The sequence below is a fragment of the Shewanella avicenniae genome, from assembly GCF_017354945.1.
GTDB classification, from domain to species: Bacteria; Pseudomonadota; Gammaproteobacteria; order Enterobacterales; family Shewanellaceae; genus Shewanella; species Shewanella avicenniae.
The window spans coordinates 2,559,308-2,581,721 of sequence record NZ_CP071503.1; the positions used below are offsets into that span (position 1 = coordinate 2,559,308).

Consider the following 22,414-nt stretch of genomic DNA (forward strand, 5'->3'; position numbering starts at 1 on the left):
ATGATCACCAAAAAGCCGATTTATTTCCGCTGGTCAGATTGCTGTCACTGCGGATTTTGGTAGCATGTTGAGCACTTCATCACACTTCAAATCAGCAATCACATGATCAGTTATCAAATTACCGCCGTTGATCCGGTGGCTCATTTATTTGAAGTCTCAATGCGGGTTGACGCACCTGCCAAGCAACAAGAATTTTGGTTACCGGCTTGGTTGCCAGGTAGCTATATGATCCGCGACTTCGCCAAAAATATTATTGGCTTACGCGCATCTGATGAAATCAATCGCCCACTCGCTATCAGCCAACTAGACAAACAACGCTGGCTGATTGAGTCCGATGCCAAGGTACTACATTTACGCTATCAAATTTACGCGTGGGATCTGTCGGTACGTACCGCTCATCTCGATCAAACCCACGGTTTTTTTAACGGCAGCAGCGTGTTTTTGGCAGTGCGCGGGCAAGAACTTAACGCCCATGAAGTAGAAATTCTGCCACCCGCTTCTTTCAGCGATTGGCAAGTAGCGACCACACTGCCGCGCATCAAAGGTGATGATTTTGGCTTTGGTCGTTTTCGTGCCGCCGATTACGATGAATTGATTGATCATCCAGTAGAAATGGGCACCTTTACCCTAGGCAGTTTTGAAGCCTGTGGCGTGCGTCATGATGTGGTGCTTACCGGGCGTCATCATTGCCATATGCCGCGCTTGCTTAAAGATCTCACCGAGATTTGTGAAAGCCAGATCAAACTGTTTGGCACCCCAGCGCCGTTTGAGCGCTATCTGTTTATGACCCAAGTGCTTAAAAGCGGTTTTGGCGGCCTTGAACATCGCGCATCAACGGCCCTGCACTGCGCCCGCAACGAACTGCCAAAATCGATGGATGCGCCAGTTGATAAAGACTATCGCAGCTATTTAACCCTTTGTAGTCATGAGTATTTCCACAGCTGGAACGTCAAACGCATTAAGCCGAAGGCATTTATTCCTTATCAATTGGAAGCTGAAACCTACACCCCACAACTGTGGGCTTACGAAGGTATCACCTCCTATTACGATGACTTGATGACCTACCGCAGTGGCAGGGTTGATAAGCAAAGCTACCTTGAGCTGCTCAGCCAAACGTTCACCCGCGTTTATCGTGGGGTTGGCCGCCTGACACAAAGCTTAAGCGATTCAAGCTTCAACGCGTGGACCAAGTTCTACAAGCAAGATGAAAACGCTGGCAATGCGATTGTCAGTTACTACACCAAAGGTGGTTTGTTCGCCCTTTATCTTGACTTAACCTTGCGCCTAGAAACCCAAGGCGAGAAAACCCTTGATGACCTGATGCGCCTGCTGTGGCAACGTTTTGGCTTAACGGGGATTGGCACTGACGACGACAGCCATCAACAGCTGTACAGCGAACTGCTCGGCCGCGATGCCAGCGCCGAATTTGCTTGGATTAACAAAGCGGAAGATTTGCCGTTAGCGGAGCTGCTCGCCAAATTTGGGGTTGAGATGAAACTGCGCCCAAGCAGCAGTAATAGCGACCAAGGGGGGGGCGATGCCGATGGTCTCAAGGTGGGCTTTGGTGCCAAATATAAAGCGGAAGGGCTCGGGGTACGAATTGTCAGTGTTGCTAACGGCTCACCGGCACACAAAGCGGGCTTAAGTGCCAAAGACCTACTGATTGCCGCCGATGGCTTACAAGCAGGTGCGCAGTTTGAGCAGTTCTTGCAGCTTTACCAAGAAAAAAACAGCATTACCCTACATTGGTTCCGCGATGACGTACTGATGAGCGGCGAGTTACCGATTGAAGTGGCCGCTAACGATACTGTGTCGCTATTGATCCGCGATGAAGAGAAAATCAAAGCCTGGCTGGATTAGCTTTAGCTTTTACTAAAAGGCAAAGAGCGGCATTGCCGCTCTTTTTGTTTGCGCTTAGCGCAGTTTATTTACGCCGCAAAGCTTAGCATCAGCGGCAGGGTGAGCAGGCTGGCGATGGTTGATAGGGTTAACGCAGATATTGGAAATTCGGTATTTTTGCCGGTCATTTGCGAGAAAATTACCGACATTCCCGCCACTGGGCAAGCGCTCAACGCCAACACCACCAGCAACATATCGCCTTTGATTTCGAGCGCTAACAAGCACACCAACACCACCGCGGGGAACAGCAGGTTACGCACAAATACACTCAGCCAGGCCATGCTGCTAAACCAGATGCGGCCAATTTTAACCGGCGCCATCGCTGCCCCCACCAAAATCAACGCCAAGGCGGTGTTCATCTTGCCGACATGACCAACGGCGTCATGCAAGGCAGTTGGTAAGCTGATGGAAAACACAAAGAACAAACAGCCAATAATGGCCACTACCGTATTCGGATTGAGGAGGACTTTAATCAACGACTTACGGTCTAGCTTGCCAGAGTGAGTCATCACCCCATGAGTCCAGACAAAAATGCCGTTTACTGCAATATACACTGAACCGTAAAACGCGCCGTTACTGCCTACCAGCGCCACCACAAACGGCAACCCCATAAAGCCACAGTTGGAATAAACCGCAGTAAACTGCATCTGCTCGGCAATACCACGTTGTTTCAAGCTGCGGCCATTGAGCAGTAACTTACTCATGACGATAAACAGCACGTGGATACCAAATGCGAGCCCACCCACCATCATAAAGTTGTGCCACATCTCGGGGGAGTAAGGAATTTGAAAGGCGTTAAACACAAGGCAAGGCATGACCACATAACACAGCAGCCAAATCAATTTGTCGCAGGTAGGCTTATCTAAAATGTTAGCTTTGGCGAGCCAATACCCCAGCCCCATCAGCACAAACAGCACAAATATCTGATTAATAATTACGCCAACGCCCATCTTTGATTTCGACACCTATCCATTGGAAAGCAACAGTATACGCTTTTATTGTCACTTTCCCGAATACTCAACTGAGGCAGCAGCAATCACGCCCATATTTGCTCATTTTTACGCCTTCGCGGCTGTTAAATGATCCAAATTCATAGCATTAATGAATAATAACCATTAGTCTTTTTCTGGCCTTTTCAATGTATTATGTAAATTGATACACAATCAGCTGGCAGCAAGGCACGAACCGCCTTAGTTATGTTATGGTGCCAGCCGCTACACTGATGGATGCCGCTATTAAGACGATACGTCGCCCACTATAGCGATACAACATCCTACATTCACACATGGCCTTGGCTCGCCCCTAGCTCGCGTATGCGTAAGGCATGCGCCCTATCGACATTTACTCTGATAGCGAACACCAAGGGTTGTCATTAGGCCATGGCAATAATAAGTGCCCACAAAGGAATTGGAGATCACATGCAGAATAAACTGACTTCACTGCTGTTAACTGCCGGTATTCTTGCCAGCGTTAGCGGTTTAGCCAACGCCGCCGAACCAGCAACAGCACAAATGCTGTATAAATCAGGCACCCAAGGGCAATTCAAAGGCCCAGAGAAATTATTCACTGGCGATGTTTCGGTTGAGATGCTGTTTCCCGCTAATGACACCACCGCCTATTCAGGTGCGTACGTGACCTTTCAACCCGGAGCGCGCACAGCATGGCACCTGCATCCTGCTGGTCAACATATGGTGATCACCTCAGGGGTTGCCTTAACCGGTACCCGTGATGGCAAAATTATTACCGCCAAAGCCGGTGATTCGGTTTGGTGCCCACCAAACCTTGAACATTGGCACGGCGCAACACCCGATGCCCCAATGACTCACCTTGTCATCACCAACAGCATCGACGGCAAAAACGTGATTTGGGGTGATAAAGTCACCGATGAGCAATACCTCAGCAAGGCAAAATAGGCCTGAAACCTTTTGGTTTTTAAAAGACTGACCAGCGGTATATGAAAGACTGAAGGGCGGTTTATAAAAAACTGAGCGGTGATTCGTAAAGTGAGCCGCAGTTAACCGATAGCAAAAAGCGACCGATGAATTCAGGTCGCTTTTTTGTTGGCCAATGTTTGCGGTGTGGGGCGATGTCATACCGTTAACCAATTGAATAAGGCAAGAAAAAGGGCGATACAACTAAAGCGTTGTATCGCCCTTGTGCGCTCCCACGGCTTTATCAGCCTAATTAAAAGGTCGATGCATCAATAACGTAGCGGTATCTGGCTTCTTTATTAACCACGCTTTCCCACGCATCATTAATCTCAGTCGCTTTGATCTTTTGGATCTTCGGCAGAATGTTATTAGCCGCGCAGTAATCCACCATCTCTTGGGTTTCTTTAATGCCACCAATCAGTGACGCGTTAAAGTTCACCCGCGAGAACGCCAGATACAACGCATTCACTGTCACTTCTGACTTGATCGGCATACCCACTTGAGTAAAGGTGCCATAAGGTTTCACCACTGCGGCGTAAGCGGCCACATTGAAATCATATGGAATGGTGCTCAACAGGTAATCCATTTGGCCATTGTATGCGCCCAGCTTGCTGAGATCGTCTACTACTACCGCTTCTTTCGCGCCAAAGGCGAGAATATCTTTCACTTTAGAAGGTGAAGTGGTGAACGCGTACACTTCAGCACCTTTCGATACGGCAAATTTAATCGCCATATGCCCCAAACCACCAATACCGGCAATCGCGACTTTCATGCCAGGTTTGATGTCCGCCCGCATCAGTGGCGAATAGGTAGTGATACCCGCACACATCAGCGGTGCAGCTTCTTCAAAGCTAATGTTTTTAGGCACATGCATCACAAAGTTTTCTTCTACAACGATGTTGTTAGAGTAACCACCTTGTGAAATACCGGTCGGTGAACGGTCATCTGGATAGCCATAAGTGAAGATGGTATCTGGATTGTATTGTTCTTCATCGGTGGCGTGTTGATGATAATGGTTACCCACCATACAACCTACGCCAGCACGGTCGCCCACTTTGAATTTGGTAACGTTTTTACCTACGGCAGCAACCACACCCACGATTTCGTGACCCGGTACTTGTGGGTATTTTTGTTGACCCCAGTGGCCTTTCTCTTGGTGAATATCAGAGTGGCAGATACTGGCAAACTTGATATCAATCAGTACATCGTTATCGCCCACAGGACGACGTTCGAATTTCCAAGGTTTCAGCTTGCCTGATTCGTCAAATGCCGCATAACCGCGAGATTGAATGTTGCCAGAAGCTTGACTAGCAAACACATTCATTGGACCAGCCAGCATAGCGCCCATACCGACAGCGCCGGTGAATTTCATCACTTTTCTTCGGTTATGATCATGATCTTTACCGTCACACATTCAAAATCTCCTTAGTTTGGATTAACTTCTCCGTTCACTTACTGCCATTTCTTGCACAATAACCTGCTGTTGAAGATAAATAGCTGCGGTTATTGATAAAGCAATTACGCGCGTTCTAATGCGAGACAACCCACAAAAACCGCGTAGATGACTTACGTTAATTAAGGCTTAAGCTGCTGAAAAACCTTATTTCAACCTTAATTCTCGTCAATGACAGAAGAATTTCAACATCACATTCGATGCTGTCATTTTCCACGGTTTTCTAAAATACCAATAGCTTGTTTGTCTACAATTCTTGCCTATTTTTACAAATTTTCTGAACACAACCTTAAACGGCTTAACTGAACTCAAAATGAACGGATTTGAGCAACTTTTCGACAATTTGGTGTGAAAAGCGTGAAGGTAATGGCACCACTCGCTAGCGGATTCCGCCAGCCGCAGTATCTTGCGGTCAGCATTTAGCAAATCAGCTTTTCCCCTCCCCTTAATTAACTGTTAATCTTTGCCTCCTAATGTCGAGCGGGCACGGGTTGCTGGCCAACCACCATGGACGTCACCAAGCGATAACACTAAGGATAACAATGAAATCTCTGCGTTTACCCCTGAACTCGGCGCTGCTTTGCGCTACTGTTTTTTTCAGCCAATATGCGGCAGCGGGCTCAACCGTTGAAACCAGCAGTGATATTGGTTTGGTGGCCGTTCCTGCCGCTGCGTGGGCATTAAGCCAATTTAAAGATGATAGCGAAGGCCAATATCAACTTTATTGGGGCTTGGGCACCACATTGCTCAGCACTGAGCTACTAAAATACACCATCCATGAACGCCGTCCTGATGGCAGTGATGATGATAGTTTTCCTTCTGGCCACACCTCACTCACCTTTGCCGCTGCCACCTACGTGCAGCAACGTTACGGTTGGAAAACCTCCATCCCGTTTTATGCTGCCGCCAGTTATGTGGGTTGGTCGCGAGTGCATACCGATCGCCACTACACCAAAGATGTGTTGGCTGGGGCGCTGATTGGCTACCTGAACGCGCGTTATTTCACTGAACCGTTCCACGGTGTGCAGGTGGCCGCGTATTCCAACGAGGATGCTGTTGGGATCAATCTCCATATGGCATTCTAACGGCTTGCACAGTCAGCGACGGATATCGCAGTGAAAAACCAGTCATTTATCAAAAAGTTGGGCTACGCCATTAACGGCTTTATCTACGCAGTCAAGGCCGAGCACAATATGCGCCGCCACCTTGCTGCCGCGGTAATCGCACTGGCAGTGTTTGCTTGGCGTCAACCCAGTGCGCTGTGGTGGGCGTTGATTGTGCTGTGTATTGCGTTAGTGTGGGCAGCAGAGTTAATCAACTCTGCTGTTGAAGGCTTGATTGACCATCTCCACCCTGAGATTCATCCGCAGATTGGCCATATCAAAGATATGTTAGCCGCAATGGTGTTGGTGTTCAGTCTCGCCGCCGTGGTGGTGGGCGTATTGGGCTTGTATTCGACGCTGTAATTACCTCCTCAATCAACACAGCGCGGTTTATTCATAGTCATAAGGGGTGAAATTAATCCCGTAGCCAAAGGGCTTATCGCTAGGCGCACATTCAGGTTCAGTCTCAAAAATTTGGATGTCGCCAATGATTTCAAAGCCAATCTGGCGACCAATGACATCCAGCATATCGGCGCTTTGATCCGCATTGAGCGCCCAGGTTTTCATCGTCATAATCGCTGGCCCGCGCGGACATTCAAAGCCATCTTGTAATTCACCAACAATGCCATCACCCAGCACAGTAAAGTGGCTAAATTCGGTGGTTTCTGGCTGTTTACTCATGAGTTATCCTTTTCGTTAGTCGCACTGCCCTCATCAAAACTGATGCAGGCTAGATTAGCCAGCCTCGCACGACCAATCTGTAACCAAACGCGTGAAATCCAATCCAGCGGCTTGTTATTTATCCAGCATTCAGCAGTTTGCACGGCAGCAATGTTATTAAAACACCGCCTCGTTAACACATTTTTTAACATTTCTGTTGCGCCACTTTGCGCTCAGCTTCTTTAGAATCAGATGCAATATCAACATGGAAGCCAGAACATGCCCATAACAACTAAAATCAGCCCCCACCTAAGCTCGAAGATCAGCATGAAAGTCAGCACCAAGCTCAGCTTAGTGGCACTCGCCCTCTCATCCCTTGTCGCCATGCCGAGTTATGCGGCGACGGCATCGACAACGGTCGCGACCCAAGCGGTAGCTGCGGAACAAAGCCCGTCTGCACGCACTAACGCGCTGTTCGATGCCATCTATATGGAAGACGTAATGGCCAGCCCAGTGCGCCAAACCTACATGGGCATTAAACAAGATTACGACAAATGGGATGATTTTGGCGACGCCGCCGATGCCGCAGCATTAGCGCGCAATAGAAAGCATCTGGCGCAACTTAACCAGATTGATGCCTCGCAACTCGATGCCCAAACCCAGTTAAGCCTGACACTGTACAAGCAAAGCTTGAGCGACGACATTAGCGACTACCAGTGGCGCTATCACAACTATCCGGTCAACCAGATGTTTGGCGGCCATTCGATGATCGCATCGTTTCTGATCAACCAACATCAAATCAGCAACGTCAGCGATGCCAAAGCCTATATCAGCCGGATCAACGGCGTACCTGAGCGCTTAGCTCAGCTGCAACAGGCGCTCGAAATCCGAGCCGACAAAGGCATTATCGCGCCCAAATTTGTGTTCGCCCATGTGATTTCTGATAGCCAAAACATCATCAGCGGCGCCCCGTTCGATACTGGTGCGGATAGCGCACTGCTGGCCGACTTCAGCAAAAAAGTCACCGCACTAGCGATCAGCAGCGATGAAAAATCAGCCTTAATTGCCGAAGCCAAAACCGCGCTGGTGAATTCATTGGCTCCGGCGTATAAAACGCTGATCAGCTACATCAAAACCCTTGAAGCTAAAGCCGATACACGCGACGGCGCGTGGAAATTCCCTGACGGTGAAGCCTTCTACAACCGCGCATTGGCACGCACTACCACCACCGACATGACCGCAGCGCAGATCCATGCGCTCGGCTTGGCCGAAGTAGAACGCATCCATAACGAAATGCGCGCCATTATGAAAAAGGTGAACTTTAACGGCAGTTTGCAAGAGTTCTTCGCCTTTATGCGCGACGACGCGCAATTCTATTACCCCAACAATGCCGACGGCCAACAAGCCTATTTGGCAGATGCAGAACGCATTATCGACAACATGCGTACTCGCCTTGATGAGGAGTTTAAGGTCAAACCGAAAGCGCCGATCATCGTCAAAAAAGTGGAAGCCTTTAGAGAGAAATCCGCAGGCAAAGCCTTTTACAGCCAACCATCACCCGATGGTTCACGCCCAGGCACCTTCTACGCCAACCTGTACGACATGCGTGCCATGCCAAAATATCAGATGGAAGCTCTGGTGTATCATGAAGGGATCCCCGGCCACCACATGCAAATTGCCATCTCACAAGAGTTAGAAGGCATTCCCACTTTCCGTAAATTTGGCCGTTACACCGCCTATACCGAAGGCTGGGGGTTATACAGCGAATCCTTCCCGAAAGAGATGGGGCTTTACCAAGATCCTTACTCCGACTTTGGTCGCTTGGCGATGGAACTGTGGCGCGCCTGCCGCTTAGTCGTCGACACCGGCATTCATGCGAAAAAGTGGACGCGTGAGCAAGGTATCGCCTTCTACTCCGAAAACACACCCAATGCCAAATCTGACGTGATTAAGATGGTTGAGCGTCATATCGTGATGCCGTCACAAGCCACCGCTTACAAAGTCGGCATGAATAAAATCATGGAGTTGAAGCAAAAGGCACGTAAGCAATTGGGCGATAAGTTTGATGTACGTGAGTTCCATTCAGTGATTCTGGCCAACGGCCCATTGCCGTTGGATGTGCTTGAAGATCAAGTGAACCGCTGGATTGACGGGGTTAATAAGATCTGAGGCGATGAGTAAGTAACCACAATATTTCTTCAGTTAGTATCACCGCACAGTCGCCCGCAGTATCGACGCGGTGATACTTCTCACCGACATCAAATACAATCCCTTCGACAGCGTTCACTGCATCATTGGGATGGATCATTCCACAAGACGGGTTAGCCAATAACCTCATTGAATGTTTAGCCAATGGTGCTGAAAACAACACATCGTAGGCAATAAGGTATTTGCCAGATCGCCGTCAGGCATCAAGGTATAGCTATGTTGATATCAGCAAACATATACATGAGCGTTAGCGCAAATGGCGGTGAAACAGGATACACAAACTCAGCATAACGCTGTGGGGTTTAGGCCGGAATCAGCTGAAGTTAACGGGAGATTACCAACGGATAGTTCTACCGATCGATGTAAGCAAGAGAGCAACGAGGATAATGTTTAATCAGGATTGAATAAGTTAATGATAAACATAGAAAATCAACATTCAACAACTGAATTTAGCTGGGACAATTTAGCGCTATTTAATCAAGTGGGTGCTCATATTTTTTTAAAATAATGGCCATAGTGCCGTCTTGCTCCATCTCAGCCACGATTTTATCAAACTGCTCCACCAGCGGAATATTTTCTGGCTTTTTAGAAAATACAAGATAACTCACCGCAGTTTCACTTGGTGGTCCACTAATAGTAACGCGTTCAAGTCCATTGAGCTGTTTGAGTATGTCGATGCCAACCAAACGGCTACAGATAACCGTGTCCATTCTGCCTGCCAACAATTTTTTAAACGTCAGTTCAAAACTTGTCGCTACATCTAGGCGCTTAAAGGTGTTTTCTTTTACAGCCGTATCAAATCTATTGCCGTAGGAGGTTCTATTAACGACACCTATGCTGGCGTTCGCCAGCGAGGCGTAATCGCCATCAAATTCGACTTTAGAGCCTTTCAAAACAAAAAATACATAATCTTGAGTAACCAAGGGGTGCTTGGGAAACAGCATTGTTTGTTCACGCTCGTCGGTCTTTTTTATGGTAAACAAGCCATCAACTTGCTGATGTTCAACAAGATATAAAGATCTCGCCCAAGGGAAAAACCTATATTGAACCGGTTGATCCATCCTAGAGAATATCTCGTTGACAATATCAATAGTGAGCCCTTGCGCCGTAGCACCAGTTTGCTGCATATAGGGGGGATAATGCATCGTAGCAAACTCTAATTGAGTTTGACTCCAAGAGAAGTTGCTATGCAGCAGTACGAATATGACGAGCAGAAAATTTCTCAAATTGCGTATGCATCTTATGGGTTGGAACGCATAAACTAAGTCTATCTGCGGTTGGTACTTTGTCAAAAGCCATTGGATAAATCATCTGCGGTAGGCGGGTCTAATGGCTAACGCCATTCCAAACTTCGTTTGGCAAGATTATCGCTGCGCGATAGCAAACTACGTTTGCTTAAAGTCGTGGAACTGCTCGTTCCACACCAGAGGATAAGGGGGCTAGACGGCTTCGCCCCCTTATCAATCCCCCTGCCGCCCCGACGTCGCGAAACACTACGGTGCTTCTGGTTTGCCATTTTCGCAAACCGCTCTGATTCGCGGTCCATCGCTCACCATCGCTGCTCGATATCCATATCTCGCTTGCTCAATGTCTGCCCAACGCTCCTTCGTCGCGCCGAGGGGGATTTCGGTGTTGCCTGATAGTTAGGCGGAATAGCTAAGATTAATTAGCAATCAACATCAATGATGATTTACATTACACGTAATGAATTTACTACTTTTTAACATAATTATTCATAAATAATTTCAAAATAACTTGAACAAATGTAGACTGGATGCCGAAATAAAAAGTATTGGCTAGTTGTTCATCGACACAAGGAGTGATAATCACAATGTTGGATAAGAAAAATATAGATATTTCCAATCTTAAAATAGAAAATGTTGATCTAGAACAATTAAAAAGAAGACTCTCTACTGGTACTGCGATTTTATTTACTGGCGCTGGATTTTCATCGGGAACAACTAATGTAAAGTCAAACACACCCCCTTTAGCAAAAGAGTTAGCGAAAGAGTTAGCGAAATTAGCCAATGTAACTGAAACAGAAGATTTGATGTTTGCTTCGGAAGTTGCAATGGAATATACAGAACATGAAGACATAATTAATTTATTAAAAGATAATTATACATTAAAGTCCGTCAGTGATTACCATAAAAAAATATGCAGCATTCCATGGCGGCGATTTTATACAACAAACTATGACAACTCTATTGAATTAGCATCTCTTGATGTGGGGAAAAGAATAGAATCTGTTGATCTCTCTAGTAAAGCTTCTGATTATTCGCAAAAAGAAAATGTATGTGTACATATTAATGGGAAAATTGATGGAAGTACTAGTGATGATTTATCTTCAAAAATAAAACTTTCTGATTCGTCATATCTGTCCCCTGATAGCTTTTTGAAGTCCAGTTGGAGTTATCATTTTAAAAATGATCTTGAACGAGCTAGTGCTATTGTTTTTGTTGGCTATTCGATGTATGACTTAGACGTTAAAAAAATATTGTATTCAAATCCAGAGTATCGAGAAAAGACTTACTTTGTAGTTAGAGAAGGTTCTAGCTTTCAAGATACTTTTATCTTGAAAAAATTTGGACATATATTAAACGTCGGCGTAAATGGCTTTTCAGACATTGTTGGTGATATAAATAAAGTTGTAGATTCAGATGATTTCTTTACTGAATCTTTAATTAAATACGAAATAAAAAATTATGATATAGATATCAGAGATGGTGACAGTGAAAAACTTCTACTTTTTGGAATTTATTCTTCTGACAAGTTACAAAGCTATCTAAGAAATACAAAGAATATACCTTATGTTTTTATAAGAAAAATTTCATCCGATATAGTCTTTGATATTGAACAAGGTGAAAATATTGTAATCCAGTCAGATTTAGGAAACGGCAAGTCACTTTTTCTGGAAATGCTTGCCTATGATTTAACTATGAAAGGAACGCCTGTATTTTATGTCGAAAATACAGATGGTGACATGATTACTGATCTGATAAATATTTCTAAGAATTTTGAAAAATCTATCATTATAATAGACGAATATTCAAAGCATTTAAATTTAGTTGAGTATGTTATAAAAACTGATTTTAGTGGTAAATTACAATTTGTCATTGCTGGAAGAAGTACTAATTATTTAGAAGATTTAAGGAATGATGATTTTAATTTTATCGAATATAATTTAGATATTCTGTCTTTAGAAGAGATAAAAATGCTTTCTAATATTCTTGATAATTTAGCAGCATGGAATGAGTTCTCTTCTTTAAATAAGAATGCCAAAATAGAACTGATCGAAGAACACTATAAGTCACAGTTATCCTTAGTACTTCTCGGGCTTCTTAACAGTCCTAACATCAAAGATAAAATTAAATCCCAAACTGATATTCTTTATAAAAAAGAATCTATCAAGAAAACTATATTTTCAATATGCATCTGTGAAATATCAAATGTTGAGCCAAGTTATGGCTTAGTTTCTGAAATAGCAGGTAACAATGACATCTATAGTAATCAACTAAGATCTATGCCAGAATTTAACATGCTTTTTAATTACTCAAATGGGCGAATAAAAAGTAAATCTAGTGTCTTATCACTATCGTTACTAAATAATACATTCTCCGACATTTATGTTATGAATTCTCTTTTGGATATAGTCGACTTCATAAATAATTCTGGGCATAGAGAGCCTGAATTTTCAAGTATATTCAAATCATTATTGAGATTTCACATCGTTGAAAAAATAATGCCACAAAGGCAGGATGCTATTGATCGGTACTATGAGAAAATCAAGATTAAATGTCCTTGGCTAATGGAAAGTCCTCATTACTGGGTTCAATATGCAATGAGCAGATTATCATTATCCGATTTTAGTAGAGCTCAAAATTACTTAACTAATGCTTATGAGAAAGCTAGAAACAAATCTTCAGATTACCACACAGACAACATAGACACTCAACAGGCACGATTGTATTTAAATAAATCTTTAGAAACACTAGATATAAATGAATCTTATAGACTATTTGATGACGCCCATAGATTACTATTACCATTACCAGAGGATGGTCGGAAATTCAGACAAGTTTTAATTTATCAAAAAGTATTTGAACAAAAATACCAGTCTTTTTCAAAAAAACAGAAAGTTGGATTTAAACATGCAGTTAAGGCCATGTTTCAAAAAGCGTCAAGCCATAATTTAAACCCAAGAATCATTCATCACGCAAAAAAAATGTTTTTTATTGAAATAGCCGAAAGCCAAATGTCCTCAATATTAAAACAAATAGATGAAAATAGATAATTAGGAAGGTTTTATTTAGATAATTAATTCGAATTAATTACAATTAGAATATTATTTAATGTGCATACTTTAGTTTGATGCGATGAATATTAAAGAGGCGCGGCGAAGGAGCGTTGGGCAGACATTGAGCAATCGAGTCAGGGAAGACGAGAAGCGATGGTGAGTCACGGATGACGAATCAGAGCGATTTGCGAAAATGGCAAACCAGAAGCGCCGTAGCGTTTCGCGACGTCGGGGCGTCCTCGGGGTTCCAAGGGGTAAGGGACGAGCATTACCCCTTGGCTCTGGTGTGGAACGAGCAGTTCCACGACTTTGGCAAACGCAGTTTGCAATCGCGCAGCGATAAAGTCTTTCAAGGGCAGCTTGTTATGGCGTAGCCATAAATCTCTACAAGCGCCAGCTTCCAACGCACAGCCAATCAGCATACTTCTATGCGATTGCGACCATTCGCCTTGGCTTTATAAACCCCCAAATCTGCAGATTTAATAAAATCGGCAATCGACGCCATCGCTGGTGTAAAGGTTGCTAAGCCAATACTGACGCTCCCTTGCCACTGCGATTGCCCCACGTTTACCCGTAACCGCTGGATTTTTTCAAGCAAGTTTGAAGCGAGGCAGAGCACCCCATCTTGGTCAGTATTGGGACAAATAATTAAAAACTCATCGCCGCCAAGGCGGCTGGCAATATCATCAGTTCTCAGATGATGTTTAAAGGTATCTGCAAGCTGAACCAAAACGGCGTCGCCAGCGTCATGCCCTTCTGTGTCATTGATGGTTTTGAAATTGTCGGCGTCAATCATCATGCAACTGAACGTTTCATTGGTTCGATTAGCTCGCCATAACTGCTCCAGCTCACGCATGGCAAAGCGGCGATTTGGCAATCCCGTCAACGGATCTGTCGTCGCTAATAACTCTAACTCTTTGTTGGCGTTATCTAACTGAAGGTTCGCATGTTCCAAGTCGCGGGTACGCTGTTGCACCTTCTCTTCCAACTGATTGGTAAGCTCCATCAAGGCATGGTTACGCTCAGACACTTGGCTAAATAAGGCACTCAGGGCATTGAGCAGCGGCCCTCTGACATCATTAGTTAAAATCACCTCATTGTCATAAGCCTGCTCAGGCGTGCAGCCGTTGTCTATCGCCTCCATCTGCCGCGCCATAGTTTTGTCTAAACCTAGGATATGGTACGCCAGCCAATGCATAAGAAAATCGAGCAGATATTTAAGTGAATCAAATTTCTGGTTTAGCAGTTCGCCCTGCATCATTCTGACTTCATCAATAAACTGGTTATGCTGCTTTTTATGTTCTTTGATATGTCGAGGGTCGAGGTCAGCGTTCTCCATTAATGATTCTTCTTCATCAAAATGGTAAACCGTGTAAGCCAATAGGTCGGTAAGCACACTTTCAGTGTCTTTAGAATTTAATGAGTTAGTCGCGAGTGATGCACTGTACTTATTGAGGAGGCTGATTAATTCTTGATGCTGGGCGTCAACTTCTGAGTATCCCGTTACATAGATTTTGTCCCATACAAAAGATTTCATTTTCAGACCTTTTATCGTTTAAACGCAGCAAAGCGTAACCACGGATTATTCGACGCTAATTTGACCGTCGAGGCAGGAATGCGATCCCTCTAAATCAAGCCGTGCTGAGCAATTTTTGTTCAACAGCTACTCTGTCGCATAACTAAAAGTTGATCAACTTGGTACACAAAGAGTTAGTGGCGAGTCACACCAATTGGGCGATATAGGCAATAAGTTGTTTTGGGTTCGGCTTATCAGAAGAGCGAAGCTGCATTGGGCAGATATTGAGCAAGCGAGACATTCGCCGTTCCCGCACATCCATGTGCTCCGAGGTAGCAGGATGGCACCGAAATTCCCAGCACAGGGAGCGTGTTTACAGCGTGTCACTGGATTGTCTGTGCAGGCAACAAGCTTCACACACCGTTAATAAATAACCTCGTAGTATCAGGCAACGCCAATCCCCTCGGCGCGGCGAAGGAGCGTTGGGCAGACATTGAGCAATCGAGACATTCGCCGTTCCCGCACATCCATGTGCTCCACGGCATTAGTACATCCTGTACGTCGATGCTGGCGTCGAGCGCACAGGGAGCGTGTTTACAGCGTGTCACCGGATTGTCTGTGTAGGCAATTAGCTCCAATATGGCAAACAGCTTCGAACGCAGTAAATTGATAAATTCGTTGCATCAGGCAACCCCCATTCCCCTCGGCGCGGCGAAGGAGCGTTGGGCAGACATTGAGCAATCGAGACAGGAAGTCGAAGAAGCCGCGCCGAGGAATGGATTCCGAGTTGGCGGCGATTTGCGAAAATGGCAAACCAGAAGCGCCGTAGCGTTTCGCGACGTCGGGGCAGCTGGGGGATTGACAAGGGGGCGAGGCTGTCCAGCCCCCTTGTCCTCTGGTGTGGAACGAGTAGTTCCACGACGTTAGCAAGCGGATGCTTTCAAGGCGCAGCCTTCAAAAAAAGGCCACTCTAACGAGTGGCCTGCTCCCCAAAACAGCTTCATAGCAACAAGGCTAGAAGCAACGCAATAATCACTAAACTTTGAATACCACACACCACCTTAAAAAACTTCAACGGTTCCCGTTGCAGTAACGGCACAAACTGCCCTGACACCGCCACCCGCGCCGGCGTCGACAGCGCGGTAAAAAACTCATGAGTGTCGGCATAACGGTCAGCCGGATTAATACTCAGTGCGCGGCGTACTGCCGCATCCATCCACGATGGCACTTCGGGTGCGAGATCTGAGATAGGTTGGTATTTCAACGCGGCAAAATCTTTGGCGGTGCGACACTCGGCTAACTTGCCATAAAACGGCAGCTTGCCGGTCAGCATCTCAAAGGTAATGACCGCCAGCGAGAACAGATCGCTTTGCAGATTGCCAGTATGACCCAGCAGCAATTCAGGTGCGGAGTAATCTGCGGTGCCGAGAATATGGTCGCGCTCAATCGGGGTGGAGATTTCCGCCAAACCGCGTACATAACAGGAACCAAAATCCAGCAGTTTCACCCTTTTGTCTTGGCAAACCATCACATTACCGGGCTTGAGATCGCGGTGCACCATCTCACGCCGATGCAGCGCTCTTAGCCCTGCTTCCATCTGGCTGACCAAATGCAGCGTGGTGTCTGGGTCGCATTTTTTGCCCGCCAACCAATTATCCAAGGGCTGGCCGTTGAGGTATTCGGTCAGGTAATACAGCGCGGATTTGGGTTGGTCATGATCCACCAAAGCCACCACATTTTGATGACGAATGCGGCTGCCAATCCAGCTCTCTTGCATAAAGCGTTCGATGTAAGCGGCATCGTCAATGTAGTTGACCGATGGCGTTTTCATTACCGCCAACTGCCCTTGCGGGTTTTGCACCAGATACACCTGACTGCGCTCGCTTTCGTGCAAAACCTTACGCACGCGATAGCCGTCAAGGCTTTGCCCGAGCGACATCGGCGGTGGGAAGGGTTTGCTGGATAAACGCAGATAGAGGTCGTTTTTATCCATCGACGGCAAGCTGGCCACTTTCAGATATTGGCAGCTGAGGTTGTCGTCACTGCCGGCGGCTAACGCCAGCTCCACCAGTGAACGGCACAGATGCTCGCAATCTTCATCATCTTGGACGGGATGATTGACCAGATGTTCGACCATGGCGTTATGGCTTAAGTAACCATGAATGCCGTCGGTCATCAGCAGAACAGCATCACCTTCTTGCAGGGCTAAGCTGCTGTAATCAATCTCTAATTTGGGTTCTAGCCCCAATGCACGGGTTAAGAATGTGCCCTCGCCTGCACTGCCTTTACTGCAAGCATGATCGCGGGTCAGTTGGCGCAATTCGCCTTGACGCCACAGGTAAACTCGCCCATCGCCCACATGCATTAGATGCAGGCTACAGGATTTAATAATGGCGGCGCTAAAGGTACATACGTAACCCCGGCTGGCGTCGCGAAAATCGCGACCCAAGCCGAGTAACCATTGGTTGATGGCGGCAAGCACTCGCTGGCTGGCAGTTTGCACCGACCAACTTTGGGGGGTGGAGTAGTAATCGGAAAGAAAACTGCTCACGGCTGCACGGGCGGCTTGCTGCCCGGCTTCTGCAGCACTCACACCATCGCAAATCACGGCAGCTACGCCCTTGCTGTGCAATAAGTCATTCTGCGGCACGCTGATACCCACGGCATCATCGTTCTGCGGTTTGACCCCAGCACTTGAACACTGTCCGGCCCACAACGTCAGCCCAGATGCCATTGGCAATTCAGCATTGGCGTTGGCCGTGATGCTGGTATCAACCGCAGCTACCGTTACCGGCGTGGCTTCTTTGGTAGACACCGCATTGGGTTCAATGATGGACGTAGCTACATTCATGGTTGAATTTCCGTTGCCGTATTTTCGGTTTCAGTACTTTCCGTTTAAGTACTTTCCGTTTCGGTATTAGCCAACGCTGATTAACGTGACCTCACCGTTTTCATCCACTTCGGCCATATGGCCTTTTGGCTCACGCATGAACAGTAAGCAACCCACACCGAACAGCGCAGATACCGCGATGGTGTAGAAGAAGGCTTGTACTGACACTAAAGAGTAGACGGTCAGAAAGAACACCGCACCCACGTTACCGTACGCGCCTGTCATACCGGCGATTTGGCCCGTCAAACGGCGTTTAATCAACGGCACTGCGGCGAATACGGCACCTTCACCCGCTTGGACGAAGAATGAGCAAGCCATGACCGCAACAACCGCTAACGGCAGGCTCCAGCTGGCATCAATCTGTGCCACAGTGAAGTAACCCGCAGCTAAGCCTGCAGTTAAAATCAACAGGGTTGATTTACGGCCAAAACGGTCTGAAATCCAACCGCCGCCTGGGCGAGACATCAGGTTCATAAAGGCGTAAGAAGAAGCCACCATACCGGCTTGCGCCAAACCTAAGCTGAAGGTTTCAGCGAAGAACATTGGCAACATGGATACTACCGCCAGCTCAGAGCCGAAGGTCGAGAAATACAATACGTTCAGTACGGCCACTTGCTTAAATTGATAACGTTCAAACTCAGGTACTTCTTTTTCAAATACATGACGGTTAACTTGCCAAGTATTATAAAAATCAATCACTAACAGTACAGCCAGCACCACAATCACTGCCGTAACCATCGTTGGGGTCAGCATTTTCACACCTGCTGGTGACAGTTTCCAACACAGCAAACCCAGCGTGGCATACATTGGCAGTTTCATCAGCAGTAACAACCAGAAGTCGCCTTTGCTGGTCACTTCCATCGCGCCTGATTTCTTTGGCTTGAAGTAGGTTGAGCCTTTCGGGGTGTCACTGGCACCGATGTAGTAGATCACACCGATGATGATGCTCATTACGCCAGTCAGCGCAATTGCTGCACGCCAGCCGTAAGGTTCGCCAATGGCCAGTGCTAACACCGGCAAGCAGAATGCGGCTGCGGCTGAACCAAAGTTACCCCAACCGCCGTAGATGCCTTCTGCGGTGCCGAGTTCTTTGGCTGGGAACCATTCGCCGATCATACGGATACCCACCACAAAGCCTGCGCCGATAAAGCCAAGCAGGAAGCGCGCAATCGCTAACTGGGTAAAGCTGTCAGCAAAGGCGAAAAGAAAACAGGGTAGCGAACAAATCACCATCAGTGATGAGTAAACTTTACGTGGACCAAATTTGTCGGTCACCATGCCGATGACCACCCGCGCTGGAATGGTCAACGCCACGTTCAAAATCAACAGGGTTTTGACTTGCTCCTTGGTGAGCCCCAAGCTTTCGCTGATCAGGCTCATCAACGGCGCGGCGTTAAACCACACCACGAATGACACAAAGAACGCCATCCAACTCAAGTGCATGATTTTCATCTTGCCCTTGAACGAAAACAGATTAAATTTTTCCTGACTCATGATTATGCTCCTGCCAGCCAAACGCCGGTTTCATCAATTCGAACAGCCACTTTCTCAGCGCTGAGCTGTGGTTCTTCCAAACACTCACCTGTGGTGAGGCGATAATGTTGCTTATACAGCGGTGAGCAGACGTACAACTCACCGGCTAATTCACAAATCTGGCCGCGTGCCAGCAGGCTAACGCCACTGGCAGGGTCACGGTTATCCAGCGCAAATACGCCTTGTTGTCCCAGATTAAAAATCGCCACAGCACGCCCGGCGACCCAGGCGGCGATACCTTTTCCTACCGGCAATGCGGAGGGATCACATACTCTTTCCCAGCTCATAGGGTTTCCTCCTCAGCTGCTGGTGTTAGATTGATGGCGGGAATACGTTGCCCGCGCACCCGTTGGTATGGCAAAGCAGCCGCAGTTGGCGCCGCTTGCGGATTGACAAACTCACTGAAGCGCGCCCGCAGTTCAGGGGTTTCAACACTGGTTTTCCACTCGCATTGGTAGCTATCCACCACAGCTTGCATCTGGCTTAACAGCTCATCGCCGATGCCGAGCGAGTCTTCTAAAATCACTTGTTTGAGGTAATCAAGGCCACCGTCGAGGCTTTCGAGCCAGACGGAGGTACGTTGCAGCTTGTCAGCAGTGCGCACGTAGAACATCAACACTTTGTCGATAAGCTCAACCAATTCGGCATCGTTCAAATCGCTGGCGAACAGGTCGGCGTGACGGGGTTTCATGCCACCGTTACCGCAGACATAGAGGTTCCAGCCTTTGTCGGTCGCAATCACGCCGATATCTTTGCCTTGGGCTTCGGCGCATTCTCGGGTACAGCCCGATACCGCCATTTTCAGTTTGTGTGGTGAGCGCAAGCCCTTGTAACGGTTCTCTAACTCAATCGCCATGCCGACTGAGTTTTGCACCCCGTAGCGGCACCAAGTGCTGCCGACACAAGACTTCACGGTACGCAGTGATTTGCCGTAGGCGTGGCCGGTTTCAAACCCAGCGGCGATCAGTTGCTCCCAAATTTCTGGCAGTTCAGATAACTTGGCGCCGAACAGATCGATGCGCTGACCGCCAGTGATTTTGGTATACAGATCGTAACGCTTGGCTACTTCGCCGATAGCAATCAGTTTGTCTGGGGTAATTTCGCCACCGGCGATGCGCGGTACGACGGAGTAAGTGCCATCTTTTTGCAGGTTGCCGAGGAAGGCATCGTTTGTGTCTTGCAGTTGACCGCGACTCTCTGACAACACATGACCGTTGTAGAGCGAGGCAAAAATTGACGCTGCAGCAGGCTGACAGGTATTACAACCCACGCCATGCACGTGTGATTTACCGTGTTTGGCCAGCAAAGTGGCGAAGTCTTTAATGCCTTCCACTTGGCACAGGTGGAACAGCTCCTGACGGCTGTACTCGAAGTGGCTGCACAGCGCTTTGCTCACTTCAACACCTTGCGCCGCCAAGCCTTCGTTGATCACCTTCTGCACACTGGCCGAACAACCACCGCAGCCAGAAGCTGCTTTGGTACAACGTTTGATATCGCCAAGCGACGCCGCACCTTCGGCCACGGCTTTGAGAATACTGCCACGTCTCACCTGATGGCAGGAGCAGATCAAATCGTTATTGGATTTTGGCAAGGCTGGCGCATCACCCGACAGCAACATGGCGGCTGCGCTACCTTCAATTTTGTGGCCGCTGAGATAGAGGTTCAGCAGCGTGCCGTAATCACTGGTATCGCCCACCAGCAGCGCGCCGGTGATCACGTTACCTGCATCATTGAGCCACAGCTTTTTGTAGATGCCTGCAGGCTCATCCATCAGTTCAACAAAACGGGTGTCGTCGCTACCACGGCTGTTACCAATTGCAGCCACATCCACGCCCATCAATTTGAGCTTGGTGCTCATATCGGCACCTAAGAAGTCACCGTGGTGTTGCTCGGCAATTTCAAGTGAATGAACAATATGCCCTAACGCCACTTTCGCCATTTGGTAGCCGGGGGCAACTAAGCCAAAGATGCGGTCTTGCCAGCTGGCACATTCACCAATGGCGTACACATCCGCCACTGTGGTTTGGCAGAAGTTATCGACCGCGTAACCGCCGCGGGCGCCTTTTTCCAGCGCGCAGCTGTCAGACAGGTTGTCGTATGGGCGAATACCGGCAGAGAACACCAGCATGTCGGTATCGAGCAGTGCGCCATCGGCAAACTTGAGGCGCAGACGGCCAGTTTCACCATCAACGATCTCTTGGGTCACTTTGCTGGTGTGGATTTCCACCCCGAGAGCGGCGATTTTGGCCTTCAGCAACGCGCCAGCTTTGGCATCCAACTGCACCGGCATCAACTGTGGGGCAAACTCCACCACGTGGGTTTTTAATCCGAGCAGTTTCAGCGCATTGGCCGCTTCCAAGCCGAGCAGACCACCACCGATTACCACGCCGGTTTTGGCATTTTTAGCGGCCGCTTCAATCGCCAGTAGATCGTCAGTGGTGCGATACACCATGCAACCTTCGCGGTCACGGCCATTAATCGGTGGCACAAAACCGTAAGAGCCGGTGGCTAACACCAGCTTGTCGTAACTTTCACGAGTACCATCAGCCAGTAGCAGTGATTTGGCGTCACTGTCGATGCCGACCACAGTGGCACCCAGTTTCAAACTCACGCCCCACTCGGCATATTGCTCGGCGGTGGTCATGGCTAAATCGTCCAGCGCAGCGCCATTAAAGTAGGACGATAGCTGCACGCGATCGTATGCCACACGTTTTTCAGCGCCGATGACTAACACATCCAGATGCTGCTGCAGGCCTTGCTCGCACAGCTGTTCAACAAAGTTGTGGCCCACCATGCCGTTGCCGACGACCACTAATTTTGGCTTTGATTCAAAGTTTGACATACCTTTCTCCCGTGCTCACTGGCCTTGCTGGTGTTGAATCCGCTGCGAACAGCGATGCTTCAAGCTCAAAAAATCGTTAAAA

General features: G+C 47.6%; 16 protein-coding genes. 6 read left to right on the forward strand and 10 right to left on the reverse strand.

Annotated features, from left to right (window positions below; translation table 11 throughout):
• Window positions 1-102: 102 nt before the first annotated feature.
• Window positions 103-1,860, forward strand: a complete 1,758-nt coding sequence (locus JYB87_RS11300; protein ID WP_207353599.1) for a M61 family metallopeptidase — start codon at window positions 103-105, stop codon at window positions 1,858-1,860.
• Between the two features lie 68 nt (window positions 1,861-1,928).
• On the opposite strand, the gene JYB87_RS11305 is transcribed toward JYB87_RS11300, so the two are convergent.
• The gene (locus tag JYB87_RS11305; protein WP_207353600.1) at window positions 1,929-2,864 is read right to left on the reverse strand and encodes an AEC family transporter; all 936 of its coding nucleotides are present in this window, start codon (window positions 2,862-2,864) and stop codon (window positions 1,929-1,931) included.
• Between the two features lie 453 nt (window positions 2,865-3,317).
• Here JYB87_RS11305 and JYB87_RS11310 point away from each other — a divergent pair, with 453 nt between their 5' ends.
• Complete coding sequence (locus JYB87_RS11310) at window positions 3,318-3,812, forward strand: (R)-mandelonitrile lyase (protein WP_207353601.1); 495 nt, start codon at window positions 3,318-3,320, stop codon at window positions 3,810-3,812.
• A 271-nt stretch (window positions 3,813-4,083) separates the two neighbouring features.
• Here the strand turns inward: JYB87_RS11310 and JYB87_RS11315 are convergent, their stop codons facing one another.
• Window positions 4,084-5,244: an NAD(P)-dependent alcohol dehydrogenase gene (locus JYB87_RS11315; protein WP_207353602.1), complete on the reverse strand. Its 1,161-nt coding sequence runs from the start codon at window positions 5,242-5,244 to the stop codon at window positions 4,084-4,086.
• A 581-nt stretch (window positions 5,245-5,825) separates the two neighbouring features.
• On the opposite strand from JYB87_RS11315, the gene JYB87_RS11320 reads away from it, so the two are divergent.
• Both JYB87_RS11320 and JYB87_RS11325 read left to right on the forward strand, forming a co-directional pair.
• The gene (locus tag JYB87_RS11320; RefSeq protein WP_207353603.1) at window positions 5,826-6,368 is read left to right on the forward strand and encodes a phosphatase PAP2 family protein; all 543 of its coding nucleotides are present in this window, start codon (window positions 5,826-5,828) and stop codon (window positions 6,366-6,368) included.
• Between the two features lie 30 nt (window positions 6,369-6,398).
• Window positions 6,399-6,749 (forward strand): diacylglycerol kinase, encoded by a 351-nt coding sequence (locus JYB87_RS11325; protein ID WP_228729849.1) that lies wholly within the window; start codon window positions 6,399-6,401, stop codon window positions 6,747-6,749.
• Between the two features lie 27 nt (window positions 6,750-6,776).
• Here JYB87_RS11325 and JYB87_RS11330 read toward each other — a convergent pair whose 3' ends face one another.
• On the reverse strand, window positions 6,777-7,067 hold the full coding sequence (locus JYB87_RS11330) for a hypothetical protein (protein WP_207353604.1): 291 nt from the start codon (window positions 7,065-7,067) through the stop codon (window positions 6,777-6,779).
• 306 nt (window positions 7,068-7,373) lie between these two features.
• On the opposite strand from JYB87_RS11330, the gene JYB87_RS11335 reads away from it, so the two are divergent.
• Complete coding sequence (locus JYB87_RS11335; RefSeq protein WP_207353605.1) at window positions 7,374-9,215, forward strand: DUF885 domain-containing protein; 1,842 nt, start codon at window positions 7,374-7,376, stop codon at window positions 9,213-9,215.
• Between the two features lie 512 nt (window positions 9,216-9,727).
• On the opposite strand, the gene JYB87_RS11340 is transcribed toward JYB87_RS11335, so the two are convergent.
• Window positions 9,728-10,399: a substrate-binding periplasmic protein gene (locus tag JYB87_RS11340; protein WP_228729850.1), complete on the reverse strand. Its 672-nt coding sequence runs from the start codon at window positions 10,397-10,399 to the stop codon at window positions 9,728-9,730.
• A 686-nt stretch (window positions 10,400-11,085) separates the two neighbouring features.
• Here JYB87_RS11340 and JYB87_RS11345 point away from each other — a divergent pair.
• On the forward strand, window positions 11,086-13,548 hold the full coding sequence (locus JYB87_RS11345; RefSeq protein WP_207353607.1) for an SIR2 family protein: 2,463 nt from the start codon (window positions 11,086-11,088) through the stop codon (window positions 13,546-13,548).
• Between the two features lie 164 nt (window positions 13,549-13,712).
• Here JYB87_RS11345 and JYB87_RS11350 read toward each other — a convergent pair whose 3' ends face one another.
• From JYB87_RS11350 to nirB, 6 genes are all read right to left on the reverse strand, one after another.
• Complete coding sequence (locus JYB87_RS11350) at window positions 13,713-13,973, reverse strand: hypothetical protein (RefSeq protein WP_207353608.1); 261 nt, start codon at window positions 13,971-13,973, stop codon at window positions 13,713-13,715.
• The gene (locus JYB87_RS11355; RefSeq protein ID WP_207353609.1) at window positions 13,967-15,088 is read right to left on the reverse strand and encodes a GGDEF domain-containing protein; all 1,122 of its coding nucleotides are present in this window, start codon (window positions 15,086-15,088) and stop codon (window positions 13,967-13,969) included. The genes JYB87_RS11350 and JYB87_RS11355 overlap by 7 nt, the downstream gene beginning before the upstream one ends.
• A 979-nt stretch (window positions 15,089-16,067) precedes the next feature.
• A complete protein-coding gene (locus tag JYB87_RS11360; protein WP_207353610.1) occupies window positions 16,068-17,918 on the reverse strand; it encodes a bifunctional protein-serine/threonine kinase/phosphatase in 1,851 nt (616 codons plus the stop codon).
• A gap of 66 nt (window positions 17,919-17,984) precedes the next feature.
• On the reverse strand, window positions 17,985-19,451 hold the full coding sequence (locus JYB87_RS11365) for a NarK family nitrate/nitrite MFS transporter (RefSeq protein WP_207353611.1): 1,467 nt from the start codon (window positions 19,449-19,451) through the stop codon (window positions 17,985-17,987).
• Between the two features lie 2 nt (window positions 19,452-19,453).
• Window positions 19,454-19,777 (reverse strand): nitrite reductase small subunit NirD, encoded by a 324-nt coding sequence (gene nirD / locus JYB87_RS11370; protein WP_037440219.1) that lies wholly within the window; start codon window positions 19,775-19,777, stop codon window positions 19,454-19,456.
• Window positions 19,774-22,332, reverse strand: coding sequence for a nitrite reductase large subunit NirB (nirB, locus tag JYB87_RS11375; protein WP_207353612.1), 2,559 nt, complete (start codon window positions 22,330-22,332; stop codon window positions 19,774-19,776). Before nirB ends, nirD begins: the two co-directional genes overlap by 4 nt.
• Window positions 22,333-22,414: the final 82 nt, after the last annotated feature.